This is a genomic window from Testudinibacter sp. 'clade 2', from assembly GCF_006227735.1.
Lineage (GTDB): Bacteria > Pseudomonadota > Gammaproteobacteria > Enterobacterales > Pasteurellaceae > Chelonobacter.
The window spans coordinates 1-20,524 of the sequence record NZ_VDHB01000131.1 but is presented as its reverse complement, the minus strand read 5'-3'; the positions used below and the strand labels follow the sequence as shown (position 1 = coordinate 20,524).

At 47.6% G+C, this 20,524-nt stretch carries 10 protein-coding genes; 9 read left to right on the top strand and 1 reads right to left on the bottom strand.

The genetic code is table 11. From position 1 onward, the window contains the following. Positions 1-49 precede the first annotated feature (49 nt). Positions 50-454, top strand: coding sequence for a cytochrome b562 (locus FHQ30_RS10285; protein WP_139611786.1), 405 nt, complete (start codon positions 50-52; stop codon positions 452-454). A 39-nt stretch (positions 455-493) separates the two neighbouring features. On the opposite strand, the gene yjgA is transcribed toward FHQ30_RS10285, so the two are convergent. Next, positions 494-1,027 carry a ribosome biogenesis factor YjgA gene (yjgA, locus tag FHQ30_RS10280; protein ID WP_139611794.1) on the bottom strand — a complete coding sequence of 178 codons (534 nt, stop codon included), beginning with the start codon at positions 1,025-1,027 and terminating at the stop codon, positions 494-496. Between the two features lie 151 nt (positions 1,028-1,178). Here yjgA and pmbA point away from each other — a divergent pair, with 151 nt between their 5' ends. The 8 genes from pmbA (at position 1,179) to FHQ30_RS10245 (ending at position 20,421) form a co-directional block, all read left to right on the top strand. Continuing rightward, the gene (pmbA, locus tag FHQ30_RS10275) at positions 1,179-2,534 is read left to right on the top strand and encodes a metalloprotease PmbA (protein ID WP_139611787.1); all 1,356 of its coding nucleotides are present in this window, start codon (positions 1,179-1,181) and stop codon (positions 2,532-2,534) included. A 250-nt stretch (positions 2,535-2,784) separates the two neighbouring features. Then, complete coding sequence (gene hpt, locus FHQ30_RS10270; protein ID WP_139608732.1) at positions 2,785-3,324, top strand: hypoxanthine phosphoribosyltransferase; 540 nt, start codon at positions 2,785-2,787, stop codon at positions 3,322-3,324. 309 nt (positions 3,325-3,633) lie between these two features. Further along, on the top strand, positions 3,634-5,280 hold the full coding sequence (locus FHQ30_RS10265) for an SrfA family protein (protein WP_139611788.1): 1,647 nt from the start codon (positions 3,634-3,636) through the stop codon (positions 5,278-5,280). 29 nt (positions 5,281-5,309) lie between these two features. Continuing rightward, positions 5,310-8,354, top strand: coding sequence for a virulence factor SrfB (locus tag FHQ30_RS10260; RefSeq protein ID WP_139611789.1), 3,045 nt, complete (start codon positions 5,310-5,312; stop codon positions 8,352-8,354). After that, a complete protein-coding gene (locus FHQ30_RS10255; RefSeq protein WP_139611790.1) occupies positions 8,351-11,026 on the top strand; it encodes a putative virulence factor in 2,676 nt (891 codons plus the stop codon). Before FHQ30_RS10260 ends, FHQ30_RS10255 begins: the two co-directional genes overlap by 4 nt. A 20-nt stretch (positions 11,027-11,046) precedes the next feature. Then, positions 11,047-12,039, top strand: coding sequence for a tetratricopeptide repeat protein (locus tag FHQ30_RS10250; RefSeq protein WP_139611791.1), 993 nt, complete (start codon positions 11,047-11,049; stop codon positions 12,037-12,039). Then, on the top strand, positions 12,036-12,434 hold the full coding sequence (locus FHQ30_RS13285; RefSeq protein WP_176552657.1) for a hypothetical protein: 399 nt from the start codon (positions 12,036-12,038) through the stop codon (positions 12,432-12,434). The genes FHQ30_RS10250 and FHQ30_RS13285 overlap by 4 nt, the downstream gene beginning before the upstream one ends. Next, positions 12,331-20,421 (top strand): beta strand repeat-containing protein, encoded by an 8,091-nt coding sequence (locus tag FHQ30_RS10245; RefSeq protein ID WP_176552658.1) that lies wholly within the window; start codon positions 12,331-12,333, stop codon positions 20,419-20,421. The genes FHQ30_RS13285 and FHQ30_RS10245 overlap by 104 nt, the downstream gene beginning before the upstream one ends. Positions 20,422-20,524: the final 103 nt, after the last annotated feature.

Here is a 20,524-nt window from a genome sequence, read left to right as displayed (position 1 = left end):
CAGGCTCATTCCATTTGGGGAATTAGCGATATTTTGTGGGAGATTTAAAATGACATTATCTAAAAAATGGCAAGCAGTGGTCGGAAGTGCGGTATTGGCACTGGCAACCATGACCAGCGTATCGGCAGTGGCAAATTTGCAAGGGGATATGCAAACCATGGGTAAAAGTGTTTCTGCAGCACTGAAGACAGAGGATAAACAAGAGTTTATCCAGGCGTTACAGAAGTTCAGTCAAACCGTTGAAAATGCGAAACAGCAGGCATTGCCTTATAGTTTGCATGACAAAGCGCCTGACAGTGCTGAAGTCAATGATTATAAACAAGGTTTGCAAACCTTGATCAATCAAGCTGACACAGCAATTAAAACTGCAGAAAGCGGTGATTTGGCACAAGCGAAACAACAAGCGGAAAAACTGCTTGAAATTCGTAACGAGTACCATAAAAAGTATAAATAATCACGGTTGATTATATGGGCGGAGATTATCCGCCCTTTTTTAATCAGCCGTTTCCAGTGATTTCAAATATTGAAAGATTTCACGGTAGAATTTTGGTGGTTTTTGAGTGGCGCGTTCTTTTTGGGCCGCACGGATCAAATTGCGTAGATGTTGAATATCCAAGGCCGGATATTGGGCAATCAATTGTGACAGCACGTTGTTATTGTCGGTTTCCAACAGTTGATCGCGCAGCTGTTCCAAGCGGTGAAACATGGCTTGTTGCTGGTTATGCTTGTTTTCCAGCTTATCCAGTGCTTCTTGCAACGGTTCAATATCGGTATTACGCAACAATTTGCCGATATATTGCAATTGGCGGCGTAGCGCACCTCGTTGCGAACGTTGTGCCAGTGCAATCGCATCCGCCAGTTTTTCGTCCAGTGGAATTCGTTCTAAATTGGCGGCAGTCAGTGCGACCAATTTAGCCCCAAATTTTTTCAGTGCTTCGGCATCACGTTTGATTTCGCTTTTGCTGACCCAAATAATCTCTTCTTGCTCTTCGTCCAATTCTGACAAATGCTCGTCTAAAAAATCCATATCTTGTGCGGCGTGTTTATTCTTCATGGTTTATATCGCTTGTGGTTATCCAAAATTGGCGCTAATCATAGCATAATTTGAGAATTACCAACAAAAGTAGGGTAGAATTAGCCACTAATTTTTAGAAAAATAATATGGTTCGGTAAGACAGATGACACAACAAGATAAACAGCAGGATCTATTGAAACAGCAGCAAAACGACTTATTGGCTGCGGCAGCGTTGGCGTTGGATTTGGCGCGTCAAGCCGGTGTTGAAGCGCAAGTCGGTGCAACCAAAAGTATTGGATTATCGGTTTCGACCCGCTTGCAGCAAATTGAAAATATTGAGTTTAACCATGACGGCGCACTGGGGATCTCGATTTACAGCGGGCAACGTAAAGGCAATGCTTCGACTTCTGATTTATCACCGCAAGCGGTGAAAAGTGCGGTTGAAGCGGCGTTAAGTATTGCCAAATATACCTCGCCGGATCCGTACAACGGCTTGCCGGAAAAAGCGCTGCTGGAATTTAATCCGCCGGATTTGGATCTTTATCACCCTTATGAAATTGATGTGGACAGTGCAGTCGAACTGGCATTGGAAAGCGAAACTCAGGCATTGCAGACCGATGCTCGGATTGTGAACAGTGAAGGCGCCAGTTTCAATGCACACCGCGGCATTCGGGTGTATGGCAACACATACGGCGTGTTAAACAGCTATCTTTCCAGCCGCTATTCGCTCTCTTGTAGTGTGATTGCTGAAGCCGATCAACAAATGGAACGGGATTACGAATATACCATCTCCCGTCGCTTTCAGGATCTGGCGTCGCCACAATGGGTTGGCAAACAGAGTGCTGAAAAGACGGTTGCTCGTCTATCGGCACAAAAATTGACCACTCGCACAGCACCGGTGATTTTTCATGCCGATGTTGCCACCGGCTTAATCGGTTCGTTGGTCGGGGCAGCAAGTGGCAGCAGTATTTATCGCAAATCTAGCTTTTTGTTGGATAAACTCGGTTGTCAAATTTTGCCACAATGGTTTGAAATTGAAGAGAAACCGCACTTGCTTGGGCGTTTGGCATCGTCACCGTTTGACAGCGAAGGGGTGAAAACCAGTGATAGAGCGATTATCCGTGATGGCATTTTGCAAACCTATTTGTTGACCAGTTACAGCGCCAAAAAATTGGGCATGCAAAGCACCGGACATGCGGGCGGCATCCATAACTGGTTGGTCAAACCGAATGCAAAGTGCGGTCTGGACGGCTTGCTGCAACAGATGGGCACCGGGTTGTTGCTGACAGATTTGATGGGTAACGGGGTGAATTTAGTCACCGGAGACTACTCACGCGGGGCTTCCGGGTTTTGGGTGGAAAACGGCGTGATTCAATATCCGGTGCATGAAATTACCATTGCGGGACAATTGCAAACGATGTTGGCCAATATGGTGGCGGTGGCGGACGATATTGAGCTGCGCTCCAACATTCAGAGCGGATCAATTTTACTCGATGAAATGAAAATATCCGGCAACTAAGATTTATTTTACATTAATGCTAATAATTATCATTGACAAGAATCAATAACCTGCTAAGATGAAAGCCAGTTGCAGGAGTGCAACAGAAGTCCGCAAAGATTGTGATAGCAGTCGAGCAGATGTAGAGTAAAAAGTAAATTCGTTAGGGTCACTGGCTGGAGCTTGCTCCAGCCTTTGTTTTTTGTGCTTTTTGTTCGTTATGATTGTGCTATCATAGCGCCTGTCAAATTGGATTTTAAAAGGTCATCCTATGAAAAAACACCATGTTGAAACGCTGCTCAGCCAATCGGAAGTCGGTTCTCGAGTGCAGGAGCTGGGCACTGAAATTACCCGTTTTTACCAGCATCAAAATGCTGACAAAATTGTTGCTGTCGGGCTGCTCAAAGGTTCGTTTATGTTTATGGCGGATTTGGTCAGAGCTATCGATTTGCCGACAGAAATTGATTTTATGACCACTACCAGCTACGGCAGCGGCATGTATTCCAACCATGATGTCAAAATCTCCAAAGATTTAGACGGCGACATCAAAGGCAAACATGTGTTGATTATCGAAGATATCATCGACACCGGTTACACCTTGGATAAAGTGCGCCAAATCCTACTGTTGCGCGAACCGGCTTCACTCACCATCTGCACCCTGCTGGACAAACCGTCGCGCCGTGAAGTGAATGTGCCCGTCGACTGGGTCGGTTTCGCCATTCCGGATGAATTCGTAGTCGGCTTCGGCATCGACTACGCCCAACAATACCGCAATTTAGGCTATATCGGCAAAGTGGTGTTGGAAGAATGATAAGATAACGCTGACCATTTTGTTATATACGTATAGTTCCCGTTTAGGCTCAATTTAAAGCACGGCTGCTGCAACATGAAAAAGTAGTTGTGCTTGGTAATCTTGTCCTTCTTTAATTGCTTTAAAAGCAATAATGTTATAAAGGCGACAAACTGCAATGAATTTCATTTGAAATCGTAAATTATCCTTTCTTCCCGAAAATCTCTGTAATATCATGTTTCTGTGTATGAATATTCATTATAGCTATAGATAGGAGCGGCTTAGGCACTGGAAATTATTTTCTAACCTATCTTTGAGGAGAATGGCGGTATGTTGAGTGCATTACTAAGAAGCGGAGATGTGAAGGATTACACTGCGTTAGGTCAGGACGGACAAGCGGTTTACTCAATCGCTTCTCAATTACGGGATACGATACGATTAAAACGGGGACGTGTGTTTTCTGATTATCTTGCAGTGCCGCAGCGTAACGATCAAGGTAATCGAATCGACTGGTATGTCCCCTTTGAGTCTGATCAACCGGATGGTAAATATTTTATCATTCCATGGTCATCGGCAACACCGGAAGAAAAACAAAAAGCACTCGCCGAATTGCACGTTTTCGAAAAAACCATGTTGGATCTCGGAAACGAGATCGCGAAAAATCCTAATCTTAAAGGTGACCAACTGCTTTTCTCCCGCCTACTCAGCGGCGACTCCGCCCATGCCGATCAACATAGTTTAAAAGCGCTTCGCTTTCCTAATACCGAGCATGTTTATCTAGTCAATGATCGCCCGGTGATCACTTTTTGGGGATTCATTGAAAAAAATACCAATGTTTACGGTAGTCCGTTTCTGCCTTTGCAATTGGCTGCGCCAATTGCTGCGCCAGCAGCACAGGCAGATGCGGTCATCAGCGAGCCGATTGCCGAGAAAAGCGTGATGCCGTGGTGGCGACGCTGGTGGTTTTGGTTGCCGTTGTTAGGGTTGTTGGGGTTATTATTGTGGTGGATTTGGTGTACTTATTTCAATGTGAAACCGCTGTCTATTGCGACGGATCCGATAAAAAATGAACTGCCCGCAGTTGATAAAACCGCACTTGCCAAAAATGAAGTGAAGAAAAAAGTGGCTTGTATCATTGACGGCAACATTATCACCGATGCAGCGCTTTGCCAGCCGATTAAAGCAAAATTCCCATATGTTTATGATAATAATCAATGGCTTGATTCTAATGGTGCCATTGTTAAGGATGCGGCTGTATTAGACAAATTGCAAGCGCTTGATCCCAATGCGTTTCAACCTAATGTCGATCAAAATGGTGCTGATTCAGCTCCTCCTACCACTGAGGCGTTAGACAATAAAGCGGCAGAGCAAGATGACAAGGCGCAAGATGACAAGGCGCAAACTGCGGATGCGACTGATGCGGCCAATAATCCGAGTGATAAAGACAATGATAAAAACAATGACAAAAGCAATGACAAAAACAGTCAAACAGCGGCAGTACCGCCTCCAAGTTTAGATGAAAGCGATAAAACCAAAACGGATAATTCGAAAATGGATAATCAAAGTGCGGTCACAAATTCGCAGTCGACCCCCCTACAAAATACACAAAAAAACTTGAATATTCCGGCGCAGAGTTTAAATTCGGGTAATGTGGATTTCTTAAACGGTAAATGGAATGCCGGTGCAGGTATTCAGGATCAAACCACCGGTAAGCCGCTGCGTTTGAATTATGAATTTAACGACGGCAAAGGGCAGGTGAAAGTTGAACGTAGCGACGGTGTGCAGTGCACAGGCAACGTCGGTGCAGGTGTCAGTGGCGGTCATTTAAATATTGATAATCAGGGCGTGGCACAGTGTAGTGACGGCTCTACTTATCAATTGCCGACGATCAATTGTAAACCGAATACCAATGGTACGGCAGAATGTGAAGGGATTTACGGCAATAGCAAATTTCCGATTTCAATGAAAACACCATAACGACAGTTTAAAAACAGGTTAAATGAAATATGCTTCCAGAATTAAATAAATTTGATCGAGAGTTGTCTCTGGTCATGAACAGCGGAATTCAGTTTATTGATTTTGCACTGAATATAAATTGGAAAGATAAATTATGGCGGGAAAAAGCAACGGGAAATTTTGTCTCGTCTGCCGTAAATGGGCCGTTACGCCGTTTGCTTGAAGACAAAAACGGTGACGGTTTTTATGATCCGAGCCGTCCCGGAATGCTGGTTCGTCCTGAACAGGAAATTAGTGTAGAGCAATCTTTTAAACTGTTTGACGCAGTTTGGTTACCGATTCCGGTTTTAAGAACGGTTCCACCGGATCGTTTTGACGAAGGGCCTTATAACTGGGCAAGGGTGCGGATTGTCGAACTTGCCGAACCGGATCAAGACGGCAATACCCATCGTATTACCTTTGCGTTTGACACTAAAGTCTTTCCAAACAGCCAAGATACGGCATATTTGGCGCCGACCGCTGAAGATATTCGTTCCGGCGTGGCATTTGGGCTGGCATACCAATCTGATCACATGTCTTGGTTTTTAGATTTTAAATGGATTAATGAGTGGCTGTTGGAGTTGTTTAATGAATTGGCTCCTCAACCGACACGGTTAAAACTTCATGCTGAAGATTTGCAGTATGAGATCGAACATAAAACTTACCAAGGACATTTTCTCAATATTTTGGCAATTTTGGGCACCGAGTTGACCTTGCCGAGAATTAAAGTCGTCTCGAATAAAACGGATGATATTATTAAGGCAATTCCTGTCGATATGGTGTTGGATGTCGGCAATTCGCGTACCTGCGGTATTTTGATCGAAGATCACGAGCAAGAAAAAGACGGCTTAAAAAAACGTTATGAGTTGGAACTACGGGATTTAAATCGTCCGGAACAGGTTTACCATGAGCCTTTTGAAAGCCGGATTGAGTTCGCCCAAGCCTCCTTCGGTAAAGATCATTTCTCAGTGCAGAGCGGACGACGGGATGCGTTTCAATGGGCGACGATTGCTCGTGTCGGCAAGGAAGCGGCGCGTTTGGCAAGTCGTCGTGAAGGCAACGAAGGTTCGACCGGTTTATCCAGTCCGAAGCGATATTTGTGGGATATTGAAAAATACGAACAAGGCTGGCGTTTCAATTCTTCTTATGTCAAAACCGATTATGAACCTTATGCCACTGCCGAACCATTATCGGGATTGATTAATGAATTCGGTGAAGCCTTGCATAGTTTGCGCGACGATGTCGAGGAAGAGTTCGAGCGAAAAATGCCGGTATTCCAACCGAAATATTCTCGCAGTTCGTTAATGATGTTTATGTTGTCGGAAGTGTTAATGCAGGCATTGATGCAAATTAACAGTCCGGCACAGCGCGGCAAGTTGGAACATTCGCGTACTCCTCGTTTTTTACGCTCGATTATCTTAACCATTCCGCCGGCAATGCCGAAACCGGAACGTGAAATTTTCAAAAACAGTATGTACCAAGCGATCGGTTTGGTATGGAAAAGTTTGGGGTGGGATAAATCTGATGACGATTTGGATTTTACTACGGATGCAGCGCGGCATAAGTATTGGCCGATTCTACCTGAAGTGTATATTCAGTGGGATGAAGCAACTTGCGGTCAGATAGTCTATTTCTTTAATGAAACGCAACATAATTATGGCGGTCGTCCGGAGGAGTTTATTGCGGCAATGATTCGCCCGGATAAAACCCAAAAAGAGCGGATTACGATTGCCTCGGTCGATATCGGCGGCGGCACAACGGATTTGGTTATCAATGATTACGCTTTGGATTACGGGGAAAATAGCGAGTTTTCCGGCGGAAGCAATGCGTTTCTGGTGCCGACCCAACGTTTTCGCGATGGGTTTAAAGTTGCCGGTGATGATATTCTGTTGGATATTGTGCGTGATGTGGTTTTGAACTCACTGACCAACGGGCTAAAAGTATTGGGACTGACCGATCCGGAACCTATTTTATCTCAATTAATCGGCAAGCAGGCGTTAAAAGTTCAGGATGCTTTATTACGTCAGCAACTGACATTGCAGGTGTTTAGTCCGATTGGCTTACGGATTTTAAAAGAATACGAACAATACAATCCGTTCTCCTTCGAGAACACGCTGAGCGGGGTGACATTTGCCGATTTACTATCGGAGGCGGAATACCCGACAGAGAGTGTGTTGAATTATATCAATGAGCCTATCCGCCGATTATTGAAAAACAGCGATTTTAATATTATGAAATTGCCGATTAAAGTGGACTTGCGCTTGATTCATCAGCGTTTCATCAAAGGCGATTATTACGATATCTGTAAAACATTTACCGCACTTTGTGAGGTCATTAACAGTTATCAGTGCGATGTTCTACTGCTGACCGGCCGTCCGTCGCGTTTACCGGGAATTCAGTCTTTCTTTAAATCCAGAGTGCCGCTTCCTGTGGGCAGAATTTTACCGTTGCACCACTATCGCACCGGAGGCTGGTACCCGTTCAATAAACAAGGACGGATTGAAGATCCGAAAACAACGGCGGCGGTGGGGGCGATGCTGTGCTTTTTAAGCCAACATTTGCGCTTGCCGAATTTTAATTTCCGTTCTGCCTCGATGCATTCCTATTCAACCGTGAAATACATCGGATTGCTGGATAATAACAATGTGATCAAGGACAGCAATGTTTATTATAAAGAAATTGATCTGGATAATGAGGATTACGATTTCCCTGACACCTCGTTTGAAGTGCGTGGCTTCACCCGCCTAGGTTTCCGTCAGTTGAATGTAGAGCGTTGGACAGCTTCTCCGCTTTATACTTTGGATATAATTAATCCGGCAGTAAAACAGCGTGTCGCCAATGGGGTTTCCTTGACGGTAACACTGGGGGTCAAAACGAAAAGCGCCCGTTCCAGCAATAAAGAGAAAGCAGAAAACTTCTATGTGAAAGCCGTTTCGGCAAGCGATGGCGCAAGTTGTCGCCGTAATGAGGATATTAAGTTGGCACTCAACACCATGACGGATGTCGGGTTGAGTGATACGGATTACTGGTTGGATAGTGGAAGCGTGAAAAGATGAGCGAAATAGCAGCGAAATTAACCGAATCTTGGCAAAATATTTTTAACGGCTCACAAAAAGCAATTGATTGGGTCAGTGATGTTCGTCCGAATGTTGCTCGCTTGAATAGTGAGGCCGATAGCTTGATTTTAGAATTGCGGCGGTTACGCAATACGGCAAAGCGTCTGGGAGCTGTCTCTTCGCGCCCGATGACCGTCGGTTTTTTCGGATTGTCCCAAGCCGGAAAATCCTATCTGGTTTCTGCTTTGGCGGCAGGCGAAAACGGTAAATTGGAAACCACCTTCGACGGCAGGCAATTGGATTTTATCGAACATATTAATCCGCCGGGCGGAGGCAAAGAGGCGACTGGGCTGGTGACACGTTTCAGTCGAACGGCAAAAGGCGGGATTGATGGTTTTCCGCTGGAGTTGCGTCTGTTCAGCGAAATTGAAATTGCCAAGATTTTATTGAATTCTTATTTTAATGATTTCGATAAAGAGAAAATAGATTATCAATGTGAGCCGCAGCAAATCAATGAACTGATCAAAAGGGCGGCACAACAGACGAAAGCAACAGCGGTTAACGGCGTGACGGCAGACGATGTAGTCGATTTGCAGGATTATGCGACCGATAGTTTCGGCAAATCCCTTGCTGCCCTGCAAGGCAGCTATTGGGCAAAAGCGACCGCACTTGCGCCACGGCTTGAGATTCAAGATCGTGCAGCGCTGTTTTCTATTTTGTGGGGTGAAGTGGCTGAATTGACCTCGATCTATATTCAATTTGCCCATGCGTTGGCCAAATTAGGGCATCCGGAGAAGGTATATGCGCCGCTAAGTGCGGTGGTTAAAGAGGTTGATGGTGCATTATCACAAGCCGACAGTATTATGAATGTCGATATGCTGGATCGGTTGGGTTCAGCAAAAGATGAGAATATTCAGGTTCGTCCGAGTTTGAATGACGGGACATTAAGTGGTGCTGTTGACATTTCCTTGGCTCAATTGACCGCACTTACCGCCGAATTGGTATTCCCGTTAATCAACAAAACACGCTCTCCAACGTTTGAAAATGTGGATTTACTTGATTTTCCCGGTTATCGAGGGCGCTTATCGATTAAATCGCTACCAGAGGTGAGCGAAAAAGAGCTGATTCCGCAAATTATTTTGCGGGGGAAAGTGGCGTACCTGTTTGAACGTTACACCGACAGTCAAGAAATGAATATTTTGATTATGTGTACGCCGTCGAATGCACAATCGGAAGTGAATGAAGTCGGGCCGGTCTTGGAACGTTGGATCAAAAAGACACAAGGTGATACGGCTGAACAACGTAGTGCTCGCAAACCGGGATTATTGTGGGCGATTACTAAATTTGATATCCGTATTCAATCCGATCTTGCCAAAGCAGAAGGCATGTTGAAACAGAGCTGGGGAGTGGGCGGATTATTGCAGCAAACCATTTTAGAACGTTTCGGCAACTATGATTGGATCAACGATTGGTCAAATGGTAAACCGTTCAATAATTTGTTTTTGGTGCGTAAACCGGGCTTTCCGGTGCCGTTTTTAGAGCTTGAAAACGAAAAAGAGATCGCCGAACGTGAACAAGGGCAACTTGCCTTGATGCGGCGTACTTTTACAGCAGATCCGGATGTGCGCACCTATGTCGCTGATCCCGAGCAAAAATGGGATGCGATGATGTTGTTGAATGACGGTGGTATGAAGCGAATTAGCGACTATTTGCAAGCCATCGCCTTGCCTGAAGTGAAACAACAGCGGATTAAAGAACAACTGAATGAAGCGATCAATCATATCGTCGAAAATCGTTTTTCCAGTTGGTATCAACGTGACGGTGCGGAAGAGGTCAGTAAAAAACGGCAGCTGGCAAATGCGGTTGCCAATGAACTGGGAAAAAAAGCCATGTTGGTGGGTGAGTTCTTGCGCTGTTTGCAATTACCCGAGGATACCATCCGTTCGTTATATTTTAGTGATATGGACGAAACCGCACTTGATGACAAAAAAGATCAAGCGCAGGAGGTGAGCAATGATTTTGGCGGCGGCTTCGGTTTTGACGATGGTTTTGATCTTTTTGCTGAACCGCAAGAGATGCCGACGAGTCAGGAAAAAACGATTGCTGAGCCGATTGTCGAATCACGTTTTGCTCAAGCGGTGTTTAAAGCCTGGATTGAACATTTGCGTGGCATTTCCAATAATGACCACCTGATGAATTTTTTCGGTTTTAGCAAGCAAAATATCGAAGCGTTAGTGGGCGAATTAGTGACCGGAGCGAATCGATTGAAACTGCAAGAGAAATTGTCAAAAGTCGTATTTAAAAATGAAAATACCGGTAGCAAACGCGATCAGTTGGTCGAACGGCAGGTTTTTTCAATGAATATGTTGATCGCTGATTTCATTGCATGGCTTGATTTTATCAATCAACCGTTAAATCAGCGCCCCGCAAGTCGGGCGGTAGCGGGTGCTGCGGTGTTCGAATTTAAAGAAGTCGAAAAAATCAATAATTTGCCGAAACTGAATGAACGCACCAATAATTTTATGAAGAACTATTTATTTGATTGGTTCGTGGCTTTCGGGCAGTTTGCCGAGAGTAATGCGGGACACAGTGCGGGGCGTGAAATCGATGCGTCACAAAATGCCAAATTGGGCGATGTATTGATGATTTTTAGCGCTTCGGCAATCAACTAGAGAAATTGGAGTACAGCGTCATGTTAAGAATCGAATTAAAAGAGAGCAAACCGGGATATGCCCAATTTTCTGCGGCAAACTGGAAGGGCGGTTCAGAGGTTGAAGTGAGCATCCAGCGTAGTCAGGACCATCACTATTTCGCACAAGATAACCAATGGCACACGGAACCGGTTTGGCATAGAGTAACGCAGCTGAGTGTGGTTGACGGGATTTTACAAGGGGAACTTGGCCCTTGGCTAGTGGATGCCTTGGTGCAACAAAATGCCAATGTGCAATATCAAATGATGGTGCGCGATACCCATGCTGTAGACAACGTGGTGACTGATCGTGGCGTATTGAAAATGGTGGGCAATATTTTAGCTTCTTCCGCCAGCGGCGATACCAGCCGTGTCAGTGATATTCGCCATGAGCCGACAGCCGTGGCGCCGACAGCCGTTGTGCAGACAATGCCGATAATAGAGGAGCCTGAACCCACAGCTGTGGAACCGGAAGTTATTCCAGAACCTCAGTTAGCGACTGAGGCGATGGCTATGCCGGTAACCGAAACGGAAAAACCGAAAAGCAAGATCGGTTTGCTAATAGGCGGGTTATTTTTGCTCATTTTGGCGGCAGCGGCGGCATGGTTCTTTCTGTTGTCGGATAAATCGGCTGAAGCGACCGAGGTTAAACCGTCTGAACTTAGCGCTTGTTCGATACAAGCGGGTAGTGATGATGAGATTGCATTTCTTCAGCGTTGTTTGAAAAGTAATCCGGATGATAGCCAAATTTTAGCGCTGATTGCCGAGGCGAAAAAAGCGAATAAGTGCGGTATTGCCCAACGGTTATATGCCAATAAAGCACAGGGCGGCAATGCTGCGATTGCGGTGGCGTATGCTAAAGAGTATGAAACGGCAACGACAAACGGCTGTTTCAGTGCAGATAAAGAAACGGCCATTTATTGGTATGAAACGGCGTTAGATGCTGATCCGAATAATGCGGAGGCAAAAGCACGTTTACAGGAGTTGAAAAAATGATGGGATATCTTAAATTACTTTCTTCGGTGCTGTTGCTAGGCTCATTGTTGACCCAAAGTGCGGTTGCGACACAACCGTTATTGCAACAAGGGAAAAAAACGTTATTTCAGCGTGTGCTGAGCACACCGACTTGTGAATTGGTTGAGAGTGCCGGGGGGAGCGGCGGTAAAAAAGCGGTTGTGTTCTCTCGTTATTATGTTTATCAACGAGAGAGTGTGAATGGCAAAGAGTGGCTACAAGTCGGGCCGGATACGTTCGGCAAAACCGTCGGCTGGCTGGCAAGCGAAAGCCATGATCGATGCCAAGGCCGTGACGGTCGAGTTCAACCCGTTGCCGGACGGCAGCAAAATGGACGTCACTGCGAAAGTGACCGACAAAGCGGGCAATGCATCTAACGTTGCAACCGACAGTGCGACCTTTGCGTTGAGCGAACCGGGTGCCCCGGTCGTCACCATCAAACTGGATGCGGACAATGACGGCTTTATCAACGCCAAAGAAAAAGGCACTGCCACCACCACCGATGTCGAGATTAAAATCTCAGCGGATGCGAAAGACGGGGATGTGATTACCGTCACCGACCAGGCGGGCAACGTGTTGGCGACCTACACCGTAGGTCAAAACGGCGTCACCGCAGGCAGCACACAAACCACGCAAGCGACCTTACCGGCTGACGGTGAAACCTTGAAAGTAACCGCTTCGGTTAAAGATGCAGCGGGCAATCCGGGACCATCGGGCAGCGACAGCGCGAAGATGGATACCACAGTGTTTGAAGGTTTAGCGGTTGAAATCACCGAAGATGCCAACAACGACGGCTACATCAGTGCAACCGAACTGCAAGGTGCGGTCGATGTGCGGGTGACGATCCCGAAAGGGGCGGCAGTGGGTGATGTGATCACCGTGAGCGGCTCAGGCAACGTGGATCAAAACTTCACGCTGACCCAAGACCAACTGGACAAAGGCTATATCGACGTGGCCTTTGGCACCGCGCCGGTGAACAACACCGACTTCAAAGCGACAGCGACGATCAAAGACACAGCGGGCAACACCGCAGGGCCGGTAGAAGACAGTGCGAAAGTGTTGCTGCAAGCCAGTGGCGCACCGACGGTGACGATCACCGAAGATGCGAACAATGACGGCTTAATCAGTAAAGCGGAGCTGGACGGTGAGATTGGGGTGTCAGTCACCCTGCCGGCGGGAGCCAAAGCAGGGGATACGTTGTTGGTGAGTGATAATGGCACTGCATTAACGCCAATCGTGTTAACGGCGGTAGACATCAGCAAAGGTAGCGTGGCAGTGACCGGCGTCAAAAATCCGGGCGAAGGCAACACCTTAACCGTGACGGCGCAAGTGAAAGATGTGGCGGGCAACCTGAGTCCGGAAGGCAAAGACAGTGCGGTTATTGATACCACAGCACCGAGCAAACCGACGGTTGATATTTTAGACGGCGGTGACGGCAAGTTGAACAAAGCCGAGATTGATGCCGGGGTACAAGTCAAAGTCACTCCACCGACGGATGCAAAACCGGGTGACGTGTTGAACGTAGACACCAATGGCGACGGCAAACCGGATTACACCAAAACGCTGACCGCAGACGATATCAGCAACGGCGTGACCATCACGGTACCGGCGGCGCATGTGCCGAGCGAAGGCACCTTAACCGTGAGTGCCACGGTCACTGACCCGGCGGGCAACGTGAGTGAACCGGGAACAGACAGTGCAGCAACCGATGCCAATGTACCGAACGGTGGCGAGAAACCAACGGTTGAAATCACCGAAGATAAAAATAACGACGGCTACATCAACCGTGAGGAGTTGCAGGGTGATGTGGATGTCAAAGTGAGCTTTGACGGCAGCAAAGTGAGTGTGGGCGATGTGGTCACCATTGTCTCCGACGGTGTGACGAAGACGGTCACAATTACCGAAGCGGACAAAGCGAACGGCTTTGTCACCACCAGCTTCACCGCACCGGCAGACGGCAGCACCATGAAAGTGACGTCGACCATCAGCGATGCGGCAGGCAACAAAACGCCGGAAGGGGAAGACAGTGCGGTCTTAGACCTGAGCAACCTGACACAACCGGGCGTGACGGTGGAGATCAGCGAAGATGCGAACAACGACGGCTTTATTAACAAAGCGGAGTTGGACGGTCAGGTTGGCGTGAAAGTGGGCTTACCGGCAGCAGCGGTTGCCGGCGACCTGTTGGTGGTCACCGCCACGGGCAATGCGCAACAAAGTATCGAGCTGACCCAAGCCATGATCGATGCCAAGGCCGTGACGGTCGAGTTCAACCCGTTGCCGGACGGCAGCAAAATGGACGTCACTGCGAAAGTGACCGACAAAGCGGGCAATGCATCTAACGTTGCAACCGACAGTGCGACCTTTGCGTTGAGCGAACCGGGTGCCCCGGTCGTCACCATCAAACTGGATGCGGACAATGACGGCTTTATCAATGCCAAAGAAAAAGGCACTGCCACCACCACCGATGTCGAGATTAAAATCTCAGCGGATGCGAAAGACGGGGATGTGATTACCGTCACCGACCAGGCGGGCAACGTGTTGGCGACCTACACCGTAGGTCAAAACGGCGTCACCGCAGGCAGCACACAAACCACGCAAGCGACCTTACCGGCTGACGGTGAAACCTTGAAAGTAACCGCTTCGGTTAAAGATGCGGCGGGCAATCCGGGACCATCGGGCAGCGACAGCGCGAAGATGGACACCACGGTGTTTGAAGGTTTAGCGGTTGAAATCACCGAAGATGCCAACAACGACGGCTACATCAGTGCAACCGAACTGCAAGGTGCGGTCGATGTGCGGGTGACGATCCCGAAAGGGGCGGCAGTGGGTGATGTGATCACCGTGAGCGGCTCAGGCAACGTGGATCAAAACTTCACGCTGACCCAAGCGCAGCTGGACAAAGGCTATATCGACGTGGCGTTTGGTACGGCGCCGGTGAACAACACCGACTTCAAAGCGACAGCGACGATTAAAGACACAGCGGGCAACACCGCAGGGCCGGTAGAAGACAGTGCGAAAGTGTTGCTGCAAGCCAGTGGCGCACCGACGGTGACGATCACCGAAGATGCGAACAATGACGGCTTAATCAGTAAAGCGGAGCTGGACGGTGAGATTGGGGTGTCAGTCACCCTGCCGGCGGGAGCCAAAGCAGGGGATACGTTGTTGGTGAGTGCCAATGGCACTGCATTAACGCCAATCGTGTTAACGGCGGCAGACATCAGCAAAGGCAGCGTGGCAGTGACCGGCGTCAAAAATCCGGGCGAAGGCAACACCTTAACCGTGACGGCACAAGTGAAAGATGCGGCGGGCAACCTGAGTCCGGAAGGCAAAGACAGTGCGGTTATTGATACCACAGCACCGAGTGAGCCAGCTGTGAAGATCTTAGATGGTGGGGATGAATTACTTAACAGTAGTGAAGTAGCTGCGGGTGTTAAAGCAGAGATCAGCTTGGCTGATACGGGCGCTGTCAAAGGTGATGTGTTGAACGTTGACACCAATGGCGATGGTGTGATCGATCGAACAATTACGTTGACAGAGGAACAGATCACTGCAGGTAAAGTTATCGTTGACGTACCGGCGGCACAAGTGCCTGCTAACGGTATCTTAACGGTTAAAGCAAGTATTACTGATATAGCTGGCAATCCTGGCCAAACTGGTAGTGATACCAGTGTGGTAGATACCACAGCACCGAAGATTGATATTAACCAAATTGCCGGTGAAAACCAAGTGGCTGAAGGAACAGATGGTTATGCGACCATCAACCTGAAAGACAAAACGGACGGCTTTAAAGTCTCAGGAACGACGGATGCGGAAGACGGACAAGTTATCACGATTAAAGTCAATAACGGTACAGCGGATGTAGCCAGCTTTACGGCGACGGTAACGGGCGGCACGTGGAGTGCAGATGTTCCGGCCAATGAGAGCTGGGTGACTGACGGCACGGTTTACAGCTTCACGGCATCGGTAGCAGACAAAGCAGGCAATACGGCAACAGATACCGATAAGACAGCAGCGACGGACATCACCCCGCCGGATAACAGCACCACGACGCTCGTGATTGACAGCATCACTGCAGACAACATTTTGAATGCAGCGGAGGCCAAAACCAGCATCAACGTTACCGGTACAGTTAGCGGAGATGAGTTCAAAGCGGGTGACAAAGTGACCTTGACGGTGAACGGTAAAGAGTTTACCGGCACTGTTGATGCCAGCGGTAAATTCACGATTGCAGTTCCGGGTGATGATTTAGCCAAAGATCCGGATGCCAAAGTAGAAGGTAAAGTTGAAGTCACGGATGCTGCGGGCAATACGGGTACAGCAACGGCGAGCAAAGACTATACTGTTGATATTACGGCACCGACGATTGATATCCAAACCATTGCCAACGAAAGCCAAGCACCGTTGACGACGGATGCGGATAGCTATGCGACCATCAACATCAAAGATAAGGCGGATGGTTTTGCGGTTAGCGGTGTGACCAATGCTGAAGACGGTCAAGTGGTGACAGTAAAAGTGTATGATGGCACAACAGAAGTGGCCAGCATTACAGCGACGGTTAGCAATGGTGCATGGAGTGCGCAAGTGCCTGCTGGTGCGACGTGGATTGCGGACACCAAAGTGTATAAATTTGAAGCGACGGTAGCAGACAAAGCCGGCAATACTGCAAGCGATGCGGATTTAACCAAAGCGACGGACATCACCCCGCCGAACAAGGATACGACAACCTTGACCATCATCAGTGTGGCCGGTGATGACGTGGTTAACAAGACGGAATCGACAGCGGCAGAAGTGCCGGTGGTAGGTAAAGTCACGGGTGAGTTTAAGGACGGAGATACCGTCACCTTAACGGTGAATAATGTGAAGTACACGGGTACAGTAGATGCTTCGGGTAACTTTACAATTAATGTGAAGGGTACTGACTTAGCGGCGGATGGTGATAAGACTGTGGATGCGAGCATCACCACTACTGATGCGGCGGGCAATAGCGGTACGATTGAAACAACGCATCAATATAAAGTTGATACTAGTGTTGTTATCGACATCAACCAAATTGCCGGTGAAAACCAAGTGGCTGAAGGAACTGATGGTTATGCGACTATCAACCTGAAAGACAAAACGGACGGCTTTAAAGTCTCAGGTACGACGGATGCGGAAGACGGTCAGACAGTCACGGTGACGGTTACAGCAGAAGGTAGCACCACTGTATTGGGAAGCTTTACTGCAACGGTTACAACGGGAGCTTGGAGTGTTGATGTACCGAAAGCTGCAGCTTGGATTACTGACGGTACGGTTTACAGCTTCACGGCGACGGTAGCCGACAAAGCGGGCAATACCGCGACGGATACCGATAAGACAGTCGCAACTGATTTGACACCGCCGACGATTGATATCCAAACCATTGCCAACGAAAGCCAAAATCCGGTGGGTACCGATGCGGACGGCTATGCGACCATCAACATCAAAGATAAAGCGGATGGTTTTGCGGTTAGCGGTGTGACGACTGCCGAAGTGGGTCAGACTGTCACAGTAACGGTGTTGAAAAACGGTGTTGCTGTTGATGGTGTGAGCTTGACTACAGCGGTAACAGCGACCGGCACTTGGAGTGTATCAGTGCCAGCCAATGCGGACTGGATTGCTGACAAAGCGGTTTACAGCTTTGTGGCGACGGTAGCGGACAAAGCGGGCAATACTGCAACGGATACTGACGTAACCAAAGCGACGGATTTGGTTGCACCGGATAACAGCACCACGACGTTAAAAATTGACAGTATCACTGCAGACAATATTTTGAATGCAGCAGAGGCGAAAACCAATATTAATGTGACCGGTACGGTTAGCGGTAGCGAATTTAAAGCGGGCGACAAGGTGACCTTGACGGTGAATGGTAAATCGTTTACCGGCACCGTGGATGCCAGCGGTAAATTCAGTATTGCGGTTCCGGGCAGTGATTTAGCTGCAGATAACGATACAACGGTGGATGGTAAAGTTGAAGTTACCGATGCTGCAGGTAATGTGGGTACAGCAACGGCAACCCAAAAATATGGGGTTGATATCACGGCACCGACGATTGATATTAATCATATTGCCGGTGAAAACCAAGTGACTGAAGGTACAGATAACTATGCCGTGATTACTAAAGCTGATGCACAGGCAGGCTTTGTGATTTCTGGGGTGACTACCGGTGTTGAAGATGGTCAGAAAGTCAGCATCTCTATTCTGGATGCTGCCGGTTCAGTTGTCCTTCAAGCTTATCCTGCGGTAGCAACGGTTAGTGCGAATAAATGGAGCTATTCAGTAGCAGCTAATCAAATTGCTGGCGGTGCGGCTTACACCATTAAAGCTGAAGTGTCTGATGTGGCTGGTAACCTTAATTCGGATACTGATAAAACAGCCGTTCCACCACCAACGCTGAAAGCATCATCAGTAGCGGTTTCAGAAGAAGGTCTGCTTGGCGGTATTTCTGATACGTTGGGGCTGACTGGTGCAGACACCACCAATTCGGTTCAGGCTTCCGGCACGATGGCTGCTACTGATGCAACTTCGGTGGTGTTCTCAGCGACTGGACAACCGGCAACATTGGGAGGAACAGCAGTAACTTGGTCAGGAACCGGTACGCAAACCTTAACGGCTAAAGACAGTAGTGGGGTAACGGTGCTGACGGCCACCATTGATAATAATGGTGCTTATACGGTGACCCTGAACAGTGCGATTAAGCATCCAGTGAATGGCACAACACCAACAACTTCAGAGGATGCTGTAAGTGTGGGTCTGAAAGCAACTGCAACCGGTGCTGGTGGTAGTGCCACAGCAGACTTGACCGTATCGATTGAAGACGATAGCCCGACCAGTGGTGCTTCTTTAAGCTTGTCATCTATGGCGCCTGCTCAAGATACGAATTTGATGATTACCTTGGATACATCTGCTAGTATGGGAACGGAGAGTTCTAATACTGGCAATATGTTTAAGGCATTGTCAGCATCGAAAGATTTGATTCGTTTTTATGATACCTTAGGAACGACCAAAGTATTAGTGACTATCTTCAGTGATGCAGCGCTAGTATTAGGCAAATTTACTGGTATGGCTGGTTCTGATGCTGAATATACAACTCCTCGTTGGTTGACGGCTAATGAAGCGATTGCGGCGATTGATAAGGCTTGGGGGGCTGTCTCTCGTGCTCAAACCAACTATACGGATGCGTTAAATGCAACAATAAATGCGTTTAATAGTTTAAGCTCGTCATCAGAAGCCACAACAGGACCGGTAGCGAATGGTAAGTATGCCTCATTCTTCATGTCTGATGGTGATCCAAATAATAAAACAGATACGTTTAATGCGGCTGTTAATAATTGGAATACCCTGGTAGATCAGAAGAATATCAACTCCTTCTCCTTGGCGTTAGCTGGTGGGGTGAGCGATCCATCTTACCTGAATAAGATTGCTACGAATGGTACCGTGGAGCCTGCGGATCAGAGCCGAAATTATATTAACGTAACCAATTTGGATACGTTGGCGGATACTTTGAAAATGTTGGCTACACCACCAATTGCAGGCAATTTAATGACTTCGGGAATAGATACGGTGAGTGGTCAGCCGGTCACGGTGAGCTCGGGAGCCGATGGTTTAGGATCCGTATTTAGCATTAAGGTGAATGGGGTTGAGTATGTGTATGACTCTGCAACAGATACTTCTAGCGTGATTGGTACTGCAGCAGCAGGTAGCAAGTTTGATGATGCAACTGATACTTGGTCAGTCAAGTTTGCAGATGGTAATACCGTTGCGGTGAATATGGTGACAGCAGACTATGTTTATACTGTTACTGCACCGGCACCTGCTAGCGGTGATGTATTCCAATATACCTTGTTGGATAAAGATGGGGATAAAGGAACTAACACCTTTACGCTGACGACTGGTGCAGGTGGTGAAACCTGGATTGGTACTGCAAGTGCGGAAACGCATACTGGTACAGAGTTTGCTGATGTGCTTAAAGGGCTTGGCGGCAATGACACGATTAATGGCGGTGCTGGCAATGACATTATCTACGGCGGTGCTGGCAACGACGTTCTTACCGGTGGAGCTGGCAATGACTGGTTTGTTTGGACTTATGGTGAAACAGGTAACGACAGAATTACTGATTTTGGTGCCAATGGCGATAAAGATCGGATTGATTTGAGTGATGTGTTAACTGATGATGCGCCAACAACGCTCGCTTCTTATTTATCTTGGAATCAAAGCACAAGAACATTGTCAGTGAATTCAGATGCTTCCGGTTCTAATGAGATCACGATCGTATTAGATGCTAATTCAGTTACCAGTGCATTTAGCAGTGTTCAAGATATGATTAATAAGGGGTATTTGATTATTTAATTTAGCTTTAATCCCTCTGTTCAGCGACGCTGTTGAATAGAAAAAATTAGGCAAGCAAGAACGCTATGTTTTTAACATGGCGTTCTTTATTATAGGCAGACGA